This window comes from Streptomyces sp. NPDC004284 (genome assembly GCF_042874035.1).
Classification (GTDB): Bacteria; Actinomycetota; Actinomycetes; order Streptomycetales; family Streptomycetaceae; genus Streptomyces.
On sequence record NZ_JBIAMJ010000001.1, the window covers coordinates 48,754 to 61,707 of the forward strand.

Sequence of the window (12,954 nt, forward strand, 5' to 3'; positions counted from 1 at the left end):
GGGACCTCCTTACAGGACGTAGGTGGCGGTGATGCGGATGCCGCGGCCCGCGGTCAGGAGACCGTTGGCGGACCAGGTGCGGAGCTTGACCTCGCCGCTGGTGTAGACCGTCGCGGCGCCGTCCCCGTAGCCGTCGCTGGCGGTGGCCTCGTAGTCGAGGCCGGGCCGCCAGCCGGCCGGGAGGACGCACAGCTGCTCGTCGGGGACGTTGCCGGCGGCGCTGGAGGTGACGTCGGCGCCGGTGCGGGTGACGAGGATGTTGATGGTGCACAGGCCGCCCTTGGTCTTGCGGCCGTTGAAGGACGTCACCGTCCAGTTGACGTACGGCGTGGCGCCGGTGTTGGTGGTCTCGATCTCGACCGGCGGCTGGTAGACCACCCAGGCGCTGCCGTTCCAGCGCTGGAGCTGACCGCCGTTGTAGTCCCGGTACTGGCCGCTGTAGCTGCCGGTGGTCACCGTGCCGCTGGGCGCGATGCCGCCGATCTCCTTGGGGTAGGCGACCCAGGCGGTGCCGTCCCAGCGCTGGAGGAAGTGGGCGTTGTCGTTGTCCTGGTACTGGCCCGGGTAGGCGCCGGGCACGCCCGCGTTGTTGTAGACGGGCAGGATGCCGCCGGAGGAGACGGTCGTGGTGCGCAGGTCGGTGGAGGCGCCGCCCGCCCAGTCGATGCCGCCGGTGCCGGCCGACGCGCCCTTCTTCACCTTGACCGTGAACAGCGTCAGGGAGCGGGCGGGGGCGGCCGGGGCGACGGGGGCGGCCGCCGGGGTGCCCTTGACGATCTCGATGCCGGCGTCGTACTTGCCGGTGGCGTCCACGTCGTTGTCGTAGACGCGGACCACCACGAGGTCGATGCGGTCGTTGAGCGGGTCGCCGTCGGCGAAGGTGACGGTCATGTCCTCGTCGAGGGCGACCGGGTAGGCGCCGTCGGTGACGGCGGCGCCCTGGACGACGGCCCTGCCGGCGTAGACGGTGGCCGTCATCGGGCCGGTCGAGCTCATCCACAGGCCGCCGACCCGGTACTTGCCGTCGTACGTGCCGGGCAGGATGCCGGACCGGACGCCGAGCGGGTTGACGGGGGTGGTGGCGCCGATGTTGGTGATGCGGGTGTTCTGGCGGGTCTGCCCGGTGGGCATCAGCCATCCGGAACGTACGGGCATGGGTGGACTCCTGTCGGTGGGCGGCGGGCGGGTGGCCTGGGCTCAGTGCTGCGGGGTGACCTGGAGGTACGTGTTGTTGAACCAGGTCTGCAGCGCGCTGTTGGTGCCCCGGTAGTAGGCGGTGACCGTGTACGTGGCGCCGGCCGTGAGGTTCTGGAGGCGCTGGACGGTGGCCATGGAGACGTTGCCGGGGGAGGCGGCGACCACCGCGTTCGAGTCGTTCACGTCGCTGTGGACGGTCGCGCCCGTGGTGACCTTCACGCCCATGAAGCCGACCCCGGAGCCCGTGCCGACGAGCTGGATCCGAGAGCCGTAGGAGAGCAGGACCTGCCGCGAGGCCGGGGCGACGAAGGAGAGGGACACCACGTCCCGGTTGGTGAGCGTGTTCACCCAGGTCGTCGAGGTGGTGTAGCTGGAGGTCAGCGAGTCGGTGAAGTACGGCCCCGGAACGGCGGGCGCCCACGCCGAGCCGTTCCAGCGCTCGATCCGGCCGCCCGCGCCGTCCCGGTACTGGCCGACGTAGCTGCCCGGCAGGGTGGACGCCGAGCTCGGCACGATGCCGCCGATCGCCTCCGGGTAGGCGACCCACTTGCCGCCGTCCCAGCGCTGCAGCTGGTTGTTCGGGGCGTCCTGGTACGCGCCCGGGTGGGCGCCCGGCAGCACCGGGCCCTCGACCGGGAGGATGCCGCCGGCCGCGACGACCGGGGTGCGCAGGTCCTTCAGGGAGGTGTTCCACGGGATGCCGCCGTTGCCCGCGCTGGCGTTCGCGGGCACCGTCACCTCGTACAGCGGGAGGCTGCGCGCCGGGGTGGCCGGCGCCTTCGGGCTGGCCTCCGGCACGCCCTGGATGACCTCGATGACGGCCTCGTTGCGGGTGCCGCCGTCGTAGAGCTTGTCGTAGACCTTGAGGACGACCAGGTCGATCCGGCCGTAGGTGGCGTTGCCGGCGGTGAAGGTGACCGGCTCGGAGGCCGGCAGGGTCACCGGGTAGACGCCCTGCGAGATGTCTCCCTGGATGACGGCCCGGCCCTCGGAGACGGTCGCCGTCATCGCGGAGGCGCCGGTCATCCAGAAGCCGGAGAGCCGCCACTGGCCGCTGTAGGAGCCCGGCAGGATGCCGGAGCGCACCTGGACGGGGTTGATCATGGTGGTCGGGGTCTGGGTCAGGCGGGTGTCCTCGCGGGTCTGGCCGGTCTCGGCGACCCAGCTGCTGCGCAGGTTCATGGACTTCTCCAAGAAGGTGTACGGGGAAGGCGGTTCAGGACCGGATCCACTGGGCGGTGAGGGTCGTGTAGTAGCCGGAGCCGCCGAGGGTGCGGACCGGCGCGGTGGCGTTGTGGTAGCCCGCGAGCTGGAGCACGTTGCCGGCGGTGAGCTTGACCAGGCCGTCGCCGCCGACGCTCGTGGTGCCCATGGACGCCGCGGTCATCCAGGTCATCCGGGAGTAGCCGACGCCGCCGACGAGGAGGCGGGCGCCGCGCACACCGCTGGTGGAGTCGACGCCGTACCAGTTGATGTTGGCGCCGACCCGCCACCAGCCGGTGCGCGGGACGACGAAGCTGTCGGTGCCGTTCCAGCCGTTGAAGTCGTCGATGTCGACGTAGTTCAGGGTGATCGTCGTCCAGGCGTTCTGCGGCACGCTCTGCATCGAGGTCTGCGAGGCGCTGAAGAGGATGGTCGCCTTGCCTTCGGCGTACTGCCAGGCCGAGCCGTCCCAGCGCTGCAGGATGCCGGCGTTGTCGCGGTACTGGCCGGTGTAGCCGCCGGTGGTCATCGTGCCGTTCGGGGCGATGCCGCCGATCGCCTTCGCGTACGGCTGCCAGGTCGTGCCGTCCCAGCGCTGGAGCTGTCCCGAGACGTCCCGGTACTGGCCGACGTACACGCCGTTGAAACCGCTGGTCGGCATGATGCCGCCGAGCGCCGTCATCGGATAGTGCTTGGTGGTGACGACGCCCGGGGCGTTCCACTGGACGCCGCCGGTGCCGGCGGAGGTGCCGGCCGGGACGGAGATCGTGTAGAGCTGGAAGGAGCTGCCGGGGCCCGAGGCCGGGATCTGGGGGGTGGCCGAGGGCGTGCCCTTGACCAGCCGGATCACGGCGTTGGTGGCGCCGCTCTTGTCGTAGGCGTCGTCGAGGACGGCCAGTTCGATGACGTCGATCCGGCCGTACTGCGGGTCGCCGTCGGCGACGGTGAACGTCTCGGGGGCGGTCACCGCGATCATGTACGCGCCCTGGGCGGTCTCGTAGCCCTGGACGACGGCCCGGCCGGTGCCGATGCTGCACTGCATCGCGGAGTCACCGGTCAGCGCGAAGCCGCCCGGCACGATGCCGGGCCGCGAGCGCAGCGGGGGCGAGGTGGCGCTCCCGCTGCTGGGGGTGAGCAGCGCGGACAGGGCGATCCGGGTGTCCTCGCGGGTCTGCCCGTTGGTCTGGAGCCAGGCGGCCCGTACGGTCATGGGTTCACCTCTTCTGTGGGGTCGGGAGGGGGGGCGTCGCCTAGGCGGCGGTCACCACTCGGCGCTGCGCCAGCGGACGGTCATCAGCGCCTCGGGGGTGGCCGCGTCGGGCCGGAACGCCAGCTCCGTGCGGCCCGGTTCGAGGAGGAACAGCTCCTCGGGGCTGGAGTCGGCCATCGCGGTGTGCCGGCGGGAGGCGGTGTTGTTGAGCGTCACCGTGCCGTTGGCGGTGTCGACGACGAGCTCGTCGCCGGCGGCCAGGTCGATCGCGTACCGCAGCCGGCGCTTGGAGACCCGCTCGGTGACGGTCGGCATGGAGCAGGGGCCGCGGAAGACGATCACCGGGTGGGTGGCGGCGGAGCCGGTGTTCTCGGCGACGGCGTCACCGGTGGACTTGGCCTGGCCCCAGTCGAGCGGCCAGACCAGCGGCCAGGTCAGGCCCGACTCGGGCTGCGGCGGGGTGGTGGAGGCGGACTGCTCGTAGACCGTGTAGCGGCGCGGGTCGGAGGCGAGCCACTGGATGGACATCTTCGAGCTGCCCTGGGTGGCGAAGCCCTGGTCCGCGGGGACCACGCGCTGGGCGATCCGGGCGCGGACGGCGAGGAGTTCGCCGTGCAGCCGGACGGTGAACCAGCGCTCCTCGTCGAGGAGGGCGAGCGACTGGCGCAGGGCGCGGATGGCCTCCGCGGCGGCGTCGTACTCCGGCATCAGCACGATCGTGCCGCTGATCTTGCGCGGCTTGGCGTAGCGGGAGCCGGGCCAGGCGCCGTGCGAGGTGGGCCGGTCGGCATCGGAGGAGTCGTACTCGGGCAGGTCCTCCCAGCCCTGGAGACCGGTCCGGTCGACGTTGAACGGCGTGCCGGGGCCGATGAGGAGCCCGGCCCACTGGATCTGCCCGTCCTGGGTGATCAGCGAGCCGGGCGCGAGGTCGGCGGTGAGGCTGCTTCCGGCGTATGTGGTTGTGGTCTCGGCCATGGGGCCGTCACCTCACTTCTGAGGGGCTGTCGGGCTTCTGGCGGTCTGTCTGGTGCGTGGGGCCTCAGCCGTGGGCGGCGAGGAGGAACAGCAGGTCCTCGGCGGTCGACCGCGGGCCGGCGCCCGGATCCTCGTGGAACTCCGTGATGCGGTGGGGCTGCCGGGGGGCCTCGGCGAGGGCCGGGACGCGCCGCTGTTCGAGGACGGTGAGCGGGTCGATGCGCGGCGCGCTGTCGGCGCCGGGGAAGACGAGACCGCCCTCGGCGAGCATCGGGATCTTGTCGATGTCGACGCCGAAGTGCTTGCCGAGGAAGTCGAAGCTCAGCTTGTTGAGCCCGTCGATGATCCAGTTGGCGAAGGCGATGAGCCCGTTGATCGGTCCCTTCACGACCCCCAGCACGGCGGTCAGGGCGCCCTTGATCAGCTCGCCCATGCCGTGCAGGGCCTTGCCGACGGCGTCCTTGGCGTGCCGGAAGAACCCGGGGACCTTGTCGGTGAAGAAGGACAGGAAGGGGTGGATCGCGTCCTTGATGCCGCCGATGGTGCGGGAGGCGATGCCGTGCAGGGCGTTGGTGGCGGAGGCGACGGAGGACCGGACGTGGGAGAAGCCGTTGACGGCATCCCCGATGACCTTGAGGAAGGTCGTGAAGACGGTCAGGTAGGCCTTGAAGTAGGTCGAGACCGCCTGGCCGATCAGCTCCAGGACCGGCTGGAGGAACTTCCAGACCGCCTGGAAGCCCTTCAGGGCCTGCTGCATGACCTGCTTGATGATCCGCTGGCCGGTCTCGGTGTTCACCGCGTACTCGATGAGCCACGCGGCGACCGGGACGAGGATGCCGGCGAGGAAGCCGAGCGGGTTGCCGCGCATCGCGAGGTTGACGCCGGTCATGGCGACGGAGGCGATCTCCATCACCGTGCCGTAGGTGTCCATGAGCTTGGTGATCGTGTCGACGAAGGGCAGCAGCGGGAGGAGCATCTCCAGGAGCATGCCGACGGCGGGGCCGGCGAACAGCCCGGCCACGGTCCCCGCCTTGCCCGCCGCAGTGCCGATCTTCTTCATGCCGGTGACGGCCTTGGACCGCTGGATCCGGCGGACGGAGCCGACGGCGCCGGACGCGTTCCTGCCGATGGTGCGTACGGAGGTGCCTGCCGTACGGAGCCCGGCGGCGAACTTGTCCAGACCGCCGGACGCCCGCTGCGCGTCCTGTGTGAGCCGCTTCAGTCCGTCGCCCGCCTGGCCGAGGCCCCGCTTGAGGGAGTTCATCACCGGCAGGCCGCCGCGGAACGGGTTCGGGAAGGCCGCGACGGCACTCATCCGCGTGCCTTCGCCAGGTACATCAGCGCGTCCGCCGTGGACTGCGGGTCGCTGTTACGGGCCGCGTGGTAGTGCTCGATGTGCAGCCCGGCACCGCCGCCGCTGCCCGCCTGGAGCTGCGCGGTCATGCGGGCGCGGCGGGCGGTCATGGCGAGCAGCCGGTCCAGCTTGGACAGCGGCAGGACGGCCTCGGCCTCGCCGGCCTCGGCGAGGATCGCCGGGACACCGCCGTTGCGGGGCATGACGACACCACCGGTGGCGAGCATCGGGATGGTCGGGATGTGCACGCCGAAGGTCTTGCCGCCGACGATCGGGACCCAGCCGGGGACGCTGACCTTGACCCCGTTGACCGCGTTGATCATGCGGTTGATCAGGCTGATGACGGCGTTGACCGGTCCGGACACACCGCTCTTGATGCCCTCGAACGCCCGGGACGCGATGTCCCTGAGGCCGTTCCAGATGGAGGACATCTTGTCCTTGACGGCGGTGAAGGCGCTGGGGATCGCCGACTTGATCCAGTTCACCACCGGGGTGATGACGGACTTGATGCCGTTCCAGACGGTGCTGATGACCGTCTTGATCGCCTTCATCACCGTGGTGATGACGGTCTTCCAGATGTTGACGTACGTCTTGATGACGGTGGCGACGGCCTTGACGACGACGGAGACGGCCTTCTTGATGCCGTCCCAGACCTTCTTGATCAGCTGCCCGGCCTGCTTCATGATCGGGCCGATGGCCTTCATGACGGCGCTGATCACGACCTTGATCGCGTCGAAGGCCTTCTTGATGATCTTCTGCATCGTCTTCGATTGCATCGCCATCTCGACGACCTTCTCGATGAGAGGCATGAAGAGCTCGACGAGGCGGGCGAGGAGATTGCCCTTCATCGACTTGTTGAGCTTGTCCTGGCCCTTGGACGCCTTGCCCGCGCCGGACTCGTACTTGCCGAGCTTCGTCCCGGCGGTCTCGCCGGTCTTGCCGGCCTTCGTCATGGCCTTCTCGGCGTTGTCCGAGGCGGTCTTGAGGTTCTTGAGCTGGGTACTGGAGTCCTGGGCACCGGACTTGAGGTTCTTGAGCTGACCGGACGCGCCGTTGCCGGCGTCCCCGACCTTCTTGATGTCGCCGGCGGCGCCGGATGCCTGCGTCTTGAGGCCGCGCAGGGTGTCGGCCGCCTTCTTCGAGGCGCTGAAGAGAGACATGGGTTACCTCCTTCCGAGGTGGGTGGGGATCAGGCGGTGGGGGCGATTTCGTCCCTGGCGCGGCGAGCGGCCAGCTTGAGGTCGTTGAACGCCCGGGCCACGTCTCCGCCCGCGCGGGCGAGTTCCTTCGCGGCCTGAGCCGCCGTCCTCATCTGGCCCGGGTCGGGAAGGGCCCCTGGTGTGAAGCGCTGCTGGGCGCCCACGAGCTTGCCCATCGCCTTGGCGAGGTCCTTGACCTTTTCGGGGTTGGACTTGTCGACGGCCTTGTTGAGCTTGTTGAGCGCGCCGACGTCCAGGCGGTGGGTGTTGTACTCCTTCACGGCGTCGGTGAGCTTGTCGAGCTTTTCGGCGATCTGGCCGATCAGGGTGGGGTTGGCCGCCGAGACGGCGGGGTTGAGCTTGGTGCTGATCGCGTTGCCCGCCTGGGTCAGCTTGCGGTGGGAGGGCATCTTCCGGGCCTCGGTGTTGAAGTCCCGGATGCGGGGGTTGACGGCTTCGAGCGCGGACTTGAGGTTCGTGAGCTCGGTGGGGGTGAGCGTGCTCGCGGCCATGGCGATGACCGGCGCCGCCTCCGCCTCGGCGCGCCTGCGCGCCCAGGGGAGACCGCTGTCGGTCATCGCGAGGATCCGGCCCTCGGCGCCCGCGTTGCCGCGCGCGCGGCCGATCGCCCTCGTGAGCTTCTCGAGGCCCGCGTTGAAGAGCTTTCCGAGATCGAAGATCTTTCCGATCAGCAGGACACCGAGGGCGCCGAAGGCCAGGGGGAGGGCGCTGGTCAGCGAGGACTGGTCCTTGAAGGCGGCGACCATGTCCTTGAAGCCGAGTCCTTCGAGGACGGCTTCCCAGGCCTCCTTCTTCTCGTCCTTTCCCTCCTTGACCGCGGCGATGATCTCCTGGGTCTTCTTGTCGAGGTCCGTGTTCGTGGCGGCCTTCGGTGTGCCGACCTCCTTCTTGACCTCGTCGAGCTCCGTCTTCACCTCGGCGATTTTGGCGAGGATCTCGTCATGCTGGTCTGCCATGGATTGCTCCGCTTCCGGCCGGTGAGGGCCAAGCGCCGAAAAGCCCCTGCCGGTCCCGGCAGGGGCTCGTTCGTAAGGGGGCAGCCGGCGCGGCTACACGGCGTCCTCGCCCCGGCGGGAGCCGCGCCGCGTCGTCGCGAGGGCGTCGTTCCAGCCCGCCGTGTACGCGAGGGTCTCGTAGCGGGAGACCTCGGCGCACAGCGTGCCGAGCAGCGCTCTCTTGTCGAGGGCGACGGGTCCGTCGAGGAGCTGGCGGAGGCGGTCCTGGAGCGGGATGTGCGGTCGGGATGCCTCGGCCTGCTGAGTCATGGACGCCTGCCTTCCGGTTGCTTACCCGTGCGGGTGTGGCGGCGCCGCGGAGTGAGGAGCGGGGGCACCACGTGTTCGAACTGTTGTGCGAACAGAGTGTGGAACAAGTGCTCGATGTTTGTCGAGCGGGAAACGTCTGACGGTGTGTCTTCCTGCGGGTTCCTCAGGGGTATTGGTCCGGAACGGAGCTGGTGTTCGACCCGGGGTACTCTGGAGGACGCGTTCCCTGGACCTGACTTATTCGGGGAGCCGGGGGACGCGAGGGGCGCGTGGGGACCCCAGGGGGTTGGAAGGCAGTGCTGACGCATGGAAACGGAGCCGGCAGGTAACCGGCGCGAGCAGGTCACCGACTGGCTCGAATCCCACCCTGATCTGCCTCATCTCTTCGCGCGGCTCGCCGAACTCGTCCACGTCGCCGGGTACGCCCCGGAGGACCTCGTCGTGCTGCCCCGCGCCGAGGTGGACCGCCGCGAGACCGCCGCGTTCACCGCCGGCTGGGCCGAGGCCGTCTCCGACGAACTCCCGCGCATCCGCAGGGAGTACGAGCGGCGCGTGGCCGACGCGTACGCCCAGGGGCAGGGCGACGCGCGGGGCATACGGCGCCCGCAGCGGCGCACGGACGCCCACGGCGAGGGCGCCCGCGTCATCGCGCTGCCCTTCGCCCGGCTCATGGAACCCCCGGCCGCGGTGGTCGACGCCGAGGAGCGCGTCCGCCGGGAGCGCGAACTGTTCGAACAGCGCCCCGAGCCGGAGCACGAGCCGGAGCCCGCGCCCGCGCACGAGGCCGAGCCGGAGCCCGTACCCGTACCCGAGGCGGAGCCCGAGCCCGAACCGGACGAGCGGGTGAACTCCCAGGACAGCCGCCCCCGAAGGAACACCCAGCCCGTACGGAAGGTCGTCCGCGGCAAGGGCGGCCGCCCGATCGTGCCCCCGCTCAACGGCGTCCCCGGCCAGACCGGCGGGACCCCCGAGCGGCGCGGCCGCCGGCTCTCCGAACGGGCCAGGACCCTGGAGGACGAACTGGCCGAGCGAGCACAGGAAGTGCCCCCGGACCCCGCCTCCTGAGGGGAGCGGGATCCGGGGGCGCAGGGGGCGTCAGCCGAAGAAGCGGGCGAGCGCCGAAGGGGAGACCGCCGGACCGGCACCCTCCTCCGCGGACCCCTCGCCCTGCTCCTCCCCGCCCTCGTCCGCGACGCCGGGCCGGGGGACGGGCTTCGGCGGGTCCGGGGTCTCGTCGTCCTCGCCGGTGTTGACGCACTGGAACATCCAGTTGGCGGCGGCCAGGTGGTCCACGGTGGCGGCGAGCAGATGGTCGGTGAGCGACCACTCCGCCGCCTCCCCGTGGATCTCGCGCTGCACCGCGCTGTCCGCCGGAAGGTGCTTGATCATGACCGTCAGGCGCCGGCTGGAGAGCTCGCCCCGGTACCAGTCGAGGAGATCGGCGGCGTAGTAGCGGAGCAGGTCCGCTTCGAGGGCCTCGGCGTGTTCGTCGGCGAACTCGACGAGGCTCAGTCTTCCCCCAGGCCGAGCCCGGTCTCCTTGCCGTAGGCCTCCAGGATGGCGGCGACGTCCTGCATCGTGAGGTCGTGCTCCTCGAAGCGGGCGTACTGCTCCTCACCCATCAGGAGTTCGAGCAGACCGTCCACGTCGTTGTCGTCGAGCCTGCGCAGCGCCTTCGCGGTCTTGCGGGACAGCTCGGTGGGAAGCGTGTAGGACTCGCCGTCCAGTTCGAACGACCAGCTGCGGCCGTGGGCCTCCAGTCGCTGGGCGCGGGCGGCGTTGACGTCGAAACGGGCCATGGTGATGCGTACTCCTTGTTCGAGTGAGTGAAGAGGAGAGGGGCGGGGCGGGACGGCGGTCGGCCGTCCCGCCCCGGGTGGAGAAGGATCAGACGGTCGCGGAGTACTGGTTGTCCTTCATGAGGAAGGTCGCCAGCGGCTTGCCGTCGCCCTTCGACATGGCCGTGAAGGTGACGCCCAGCTGGGACGCCGCCTTGCGGGCCAGCTTGATGTCGTCGGTGGCGGTGACCTGGCCGCGCGGGATGATGAAGCGGTACTTCACCGCGGTCGTGCCACCGGCCTTGACGTCGGTGAACTCCAGGCCGAGGGCGCGCACGTCCGAGAACGGACGCTCGGCGATCTCGTAGCGGTACGTGTCGACGGCCGGGGTCGGCTCCGCCTTGACGGAGTCGCCGCCCATGAAGAACGGCAGCGTGTCCTCGTTGAACTGGAGCATCGAGAACTTCAGCGACAGGTCACGGCTCGAGTAGATGTAGTGGACCGGGGAGACCGACTGCCACGAGTCGATGGCCTCCAGCTTGTCCTTCTTCGAGAACGTGACGCCGTCGCCGGAGGTGAAGCCGAGGTCCTTCCAGCCCGCGCCGGACCAGTCGGCGGCGGAGTCCGTGCCGAAGGCGGCGGGGAGGGAGGTGCCGGCGTCGGCGACGTAGAGCTTGCCGATGCCTGCGACGCGGATCTCGGCGGAGTTGTTTCCTGCCATGGTGGTTTCTCCTTGTGTGATGAGGGCTGCCGGTCCCCGGAGACCGGCTCCGGGTACGGCAAAGGCCCCGCCGGACGGCGAGGCCTGGTCTGTGGGTCGCTGGAGGTCTAGAAGACGTTCAGCGAGAGCTGGATGACGCAGAGGTAGCGGTTGGCGCCCCGGTAGAGGTAGTCGGGCATCCAGCGCGGCCCGTCCTGCTCCTCGACGTCGCTGACGAAGTTGGCGCCGAGCTGCTTGCCGAGGGTGGCGAGCAGGGCCTTCCGGGCGGCGTTGGCGAGGACGTGGGCCGCGGTCTTGCTCGGCCCGTACACCTCGAACTCGATCAGCGGCTTGTCGACGTGCAGATCGCCGATCCAGGCGCCGCCGCGGCGGTTCACCAGGACCGTGCTCTGCGTCCCGTCGAAGCCGGCCGGCGCCTGCGCGGCGACCGTGACGCCGGCCAGCGCCGGGTCGGCCTTGAGGACGTCGACGACCAGCTTCTCGACGTCCGGGAACGCACTCGGGGGAGTGGTCATGACGGTTCTCCTCAGGAGGAAGAGGGGCGGAAAGGCCGGCCGTCCGGGGCGCTCGACGCGGGACGGGGAGGGGGCGCGGAGCGCTCCCGGACGGCGGACGGCGGAGACTGCGGCCCGTCTCGCGGGCACAGCTCCGCCGCTGCACCAACTGTGACAGGGAGCGTGCGCGCACGCAACTAGTTCTGGACGCGATCCGTGGACGAACCTCCGGACACCCTGCGCGGCGCCCTGCGCGGAGGGCTTGCACGGTGCCCTGCGCGGAGGGCTTGCGCGGGCGATCCCCCCGGGCCCTGCGCGGGCGACCCCGTCGGACGGCCCCCGTGCGGGCGGCCCTTCGGGCGCCCTGCGTGGGCGACCCCGGTGCGGGCGATCCTCCAGGGGCTCTGCGCGGACAGGCCCCGCCGGACGGGCTCCGTGTGGACGGTTCCGTCGGGCGGCCCTCCGGGCGTCCTGCGTGGACGGCCCCGGTGCGGGCGATCCTCCAGGGGCTCTGCGCGGACAGGCCCCGCCGGACGGGCTCCGTGTGGACGGTTCCGTCGGACGGCCCTCCGGGCGCCCCGCACGGGCGCCCCGCACGGGCGACCCGCGCGGCCGGGCCCCGTCGGCGGGGCCGCCCCGTACCCCAGGCATCGTGCAGGTGGCCGATAGGTTGATCGCCCCGACCACAGGAGCCGCCCCGTGTCCGCCCGCCCCCGCCTGCTCTACGTGACCGACCTCGCCTATCCGGCCCGGGGGCGCCGCTACGGCGACGAGGACGTCCAGCTCACCGCCCGGCTGCGGGCGGCCTTCGACCTGGCGCTCTGTCATCCGCTCGACGCGGCCGCGCTCATGGACGGCTTCGACGCCGTCGTCGTGCGCAACAGCGGACCCGTCCTCGGGTACCAGGAGGAGTACGAGGCCTTCCGCGAGCAGGCCCTGGCCCGCGGCACCCGCGTCTACAACCCGCTCAACGGCCGCGGCGACATGGCCGGCAAGCAGTACCTCCTCGACCTGACCGCCGCAGGGCTCCCCGTCATCCCCACCGCCGACCGGCCCGAGGACCTCCACCTCCTGCCGGAGGCCGAGCGCTACGCGGTCAAGCCCAAGGCCGGCGCCGACTCCATAGGGCTGAGGTTCCTCCCGTACGAGGAGCTCGCCGGCCTCGCGTACGGGGAGGTCCTCGTACAGCCGCGCGTCGACTTCCGGTACGAGGTCTCCTTCTACTTCGTCGACGACCTCTTCCAGTACGCGCTGTACGCCCCCGACCCCGAGCGCCGCTGGGTCCTGGAGCCGTACGAACCCACCCCCGACGACCTGGACTTCGCCCGCCGCTTCATCGACTGGAACACCCTCGACCACGGCATCCAGCGCGTCGACGCCTGCCGCGCCCCCGACGGCGGGCTGCTCCTCGTCGAGCTGGAGGACCTCAACCCGTACCTCTCCCTCGACCGCGTCCCCGAGGAGACCCGCGACCGCTTCGCCACCGTCCTGACGGACTCGCTGCGCCGCTTCCTGGAGGCATGACGAAGCGCCCCGA

At 70.7% G+C, this 12,954-nt stretch carries 14 protein-coding genes; 2 read left to right on the top strand and 12 right to left on the bottom strand.

Going from position 1 to position 12,954, the window contains the following annotated elements; translation table 11 throughout:
• Nucleotides 1-9: 9 nt before the first annotated feature.
• The 8 genes from ACFYUS_RS00265 to ACFYUS_RS00300 form a co-directional block, all read right to left on the bottom strand.
• Entirely contained in the window at nucleotides 10-1,155 is a 1,146-nt protein-coding gene (locus tag ACFYUS_RS00265) for a hypothetical protein (RefSeq protein WP_388844028.1), read from the bottom strand.
• A 42-nt stretch (nucleotides 1,156-1,197) separates the two neighbouring features.
• On the bottom strand, nucleotides 1,198-2,379 hold the full coding sequence (locus ACFYUS_RS00270; RefSeq protein ID WP_388844030.1) for a hypothetical protein: 1,182 nt from the start codon (nucleotides 2,377-2,379) through the stop codon (nucleotides 1,198-1,200).
• Between the two features lie 34 nt (nucleotides 2,380-2,413).
• Nucleotides 2,414-3,610 (bottom strand): hypothetical protein, encoded by a 1,197-nt coding sequence (locus tag ACFYUS_RS00275; protein ID WP_388844031.1) that lies wholly within the window; start codon nucleotides 3,608-3,610, stop codon nucleotides 2,414-2,416.
• 51 nt (nucleotides 3,611-3,661) lie between these two features.
• Nucleotides 3,662-4,585, bottom strand: coding sequence for a phage distal tail protein (locus ACFYUS_RS00280; RefSeq protein WP_388844032.1), 924 nt, complete (start codon nucleotides 4,583-4,585; stop codon nucleotides 3,662-3,664).
• 64 nt (nucleotides 4,586-4,649) lie between these two features.
• Entirely contained in the window at nucleotides 4,650-5,900 is a 1,251-nt protein-coding gene (locus ACFYUS_RS00285) for a tape-measure protein (protein WP_388844033.1), read from the bottom strand.
• The gene (locus ACFYUS_RS00290; protein ID WP_388844035.1) at nucleotides 5,897-7,099 is read right to left on the bottom strand and encodes a phage tail protein; all 1,203 of its coding nucleotides are present in this window, start codon (nucleotides 7,097-7,099) and stop codon (nucleotides 5,897-5,899) included. The genes ACFYUS_RS00285 and ACFYUS_RS00290 overlap by 4 nt, the downstream gene beginning before the upstream one ends.
• A 29-nt stretch (nucleotides 7,100-7,128) precedes the next feature.
• Nucleotides 7,129-8,115 carry a hypothetical protein gene (locus ACFYUS_RS00295; RefSeq protein ID WP_388844037.1) on the bottom strand — a complete coding sequence of 329 codons (987 nt, stop codon included), beginning with the start codon at nucleotides 8,113-8,115 and terminating at the stop codon, nucleotides 7,129-7,131.
• 93 nt (nucleotides 8,116-8,208) lie between these two features.
• The gene (locus ACFYUS_RS00300) at nucleotides 8,209-8,424 is read right to left on the bottom strand and encodes a hypothetical protein (RefSeq protein WP_388844039.1); all 216 of its coding nucleotides are present in this window, start codon (nucleotides 8,422-8,424) and stop codon (nucleotides 8,209-8,211) included.
• A 306-nt stretch (nucleotides 8,425-8,730) separates the two neighbouring features.
• On the opposite strand from ACFYUS_RS00300, the gene ACFYUS_RS00305 reads away from it, so the two are divergent.
• On the top strand, nucleotides 8,731-9,489 hold the full coding sequence (locus ACFYUS_RS00305) for a hypothetical protein (RefSeq protein ID WP_388844041.1): 759 nt from the start codon (nucleotides 8,731-8,733) through the stop codon (nucleotides 9,487-9,489).
• A 30-nt stretch (nucleotides 9,490-9,519) separates the two neighbouring features.
• Here ACFYUS_RS00305 and ACFYUS_RS00310 read toward each other — a convergent pair whose 3' ends face one another.
• The 4 genes from ACFYUS_RS00310 to ACFYUS_RS00325 all read right to left on the bottom strand — a co-directional run bounded on the left by ACFYUS_RS00310 (nucleotide 9,520) and on the right by ACFYUS_RS00325 (nucleotide 11,438).
• Nucleotides 9,520-9,813: a hypothetical protein gene (locus tag ACFYUS_RS00310; protein WP_388844043.1), complete on the bottom strand. Its 294-nt coding sequence runs from the start codon at nucleotides 9,811-9,813 to the stop codon at nucleotides 9,520-9,522.
• A 119-nt stretch (nucleotides 9,814-9,932) separates the two neighbouring features.
• On the bottom strand, nucleotides 9,933-10,223 hold the full coding sequence (locus ACFYUS_RS00315; RefSeq protein ID WP_388844045.1) for a hypothetical protein: 291 nt from the start codon (nucleotides 10,221-10,223) through the stop codon (nucleotides 9,933-9,935).
• A gap of 88 nt (nucleotides 10,224-10,311) precedes the next feature.
• Nucleotides 10,312-10,923, bottom strand: a complete 612-nt coding sequence (locus ACFYUS_RS00320) for a phage tail protein (protein WP_388844047.1) — start codon at nucleotides 10,921-10,923, stop codon at nucleotides 10,312-10,314.
• 107 nt (nucleotides 10,924-11,030) lie between these two features.
• Nucleotides 11,031-11,438, bottom strand: coding sequence for a hypothetical protein (locus ACFYUS_RS00325; protein ID WP_388844049.1), 408 nt, complete (start codon nucleotides 11,436-11,438; stop codon nucleotides 11,031-11,033).
• A gap of 678 nt (nucleotides 11,439-12,116) precedes the next feature.
• Between ACFYUS_RS00325 and ACFYUS_RS00330 the strand changes: the two genes are divergently transcribed.
• Nucleotides 12,117-12,941: a hypothetical protein gene (locus ACFYUS_RS00330; RefSeq protein ID WP_388844051.1), complete on the top strand. Its 825-nt coding sequence runs from the start codon at nucleotides 12,117-12,119 to the stop codon at nucleotides 12,939-12,941.
• Nucleotides 12,942-12,954 lie beyond the last annotated feature (13 nt).

Bases quoted from the DNA above. Each gene is read 5' to 3' on its own strand.
- ACFYUS_RS00320 (WP_388844047.1), bottom strand. From the start codon at position 10,923: ATGGCAGGAAACAACTCCGCCGAGATCCGCGTCGCAGGCATCGGCAAG.
- ACFYUS_RS00290 (WP_388844035.1), bottom strand. From the start codon at position 7,099: ATGTCTCTCTTCAGCGCCTCGAAGAAGGCGGCCGACACCCTGCGCGGC.
- ACFYUS_RS00270 (WP_388844030.1), bottom strand. From the start codon at position 2,379: ATGAACCTGCGCAGCAGCTGGGTCGCCGAGACCGGCCAGACCCGCGAG.
- ACFYUS_RS00310 (WP_388844043.1), bottom strand. From the start codon at position 9,813: ATGATCAAGCACCTTCCGGCGGACAGCGCGGTGCAGCGCGAGATCCAC.
- ACFYUS_RS00295 (WP_388844037.1), bottom strand. From the start codon at position 8,115: ATGGCAGACCAGCATGACGAGATCCTCGCCAAAATCGCCGAGGTGAAG.
- ACFYUS_RS00315 (WP_388844045.1), bottom strand. From the start codon at position 10,223: ATGGCCCGTTTCGACGTCAACGCCGCCCGCGCCCAGCGACTGGAGGCC.
- ACFYUS_RS00280 (WP_388844032.1), bottom strand. From the start codon at position 4,585: ATGGCCGAGACCACAACCACATACGCCGGAAGCAGCCTCACCGCCGAC.
- ACFYUS_RS00265 (WP_388844028.1), bottom strand. From the start codon at position 1,155: ATGCCCGTACGTTCCGGATGGCTGATGCCCACCGGGCAGACCCGCCAG.
- ACFYUS_RS00300 (WP_388844039.1), bottom strand. From the start codon at position 8,424: ATGACTCAGCAGGCCGAGGCATCCCGACCGCACATCCCGCTCCAGGAC.
- ACFYUS_RS00285 (WP_388844033.1), bottom strand. From the start codon at position 5,900: ATGAGTGCCGTCGCGGCCTTCCCGAACCCGTTCCGCGGCGGCCTGCCG.
- ACFYUS_RS00325 (WP_388844049.1), bottom strand. From the start codon at position 11,438: ATGACCACTCCCCCGAGTGCGTTCCCGGACGTCGAGAAGCTGGTCGTC.
- ACFYUS_RS00305 (WP_388844041.1), top strand. From the start codon at position 8,731: ATGGAAACGGAGCCGGCAGGTAACCGGCGCGAGCAGGTCACCGACTGG.
- ACFYUS_RS00275 (WP_388844031.1), bottom strand. From the start codon at position 3,610: ATGACCGTACGGGCCGCCTGGCTCCAGACCAACGGGCAGACCCGCGAG.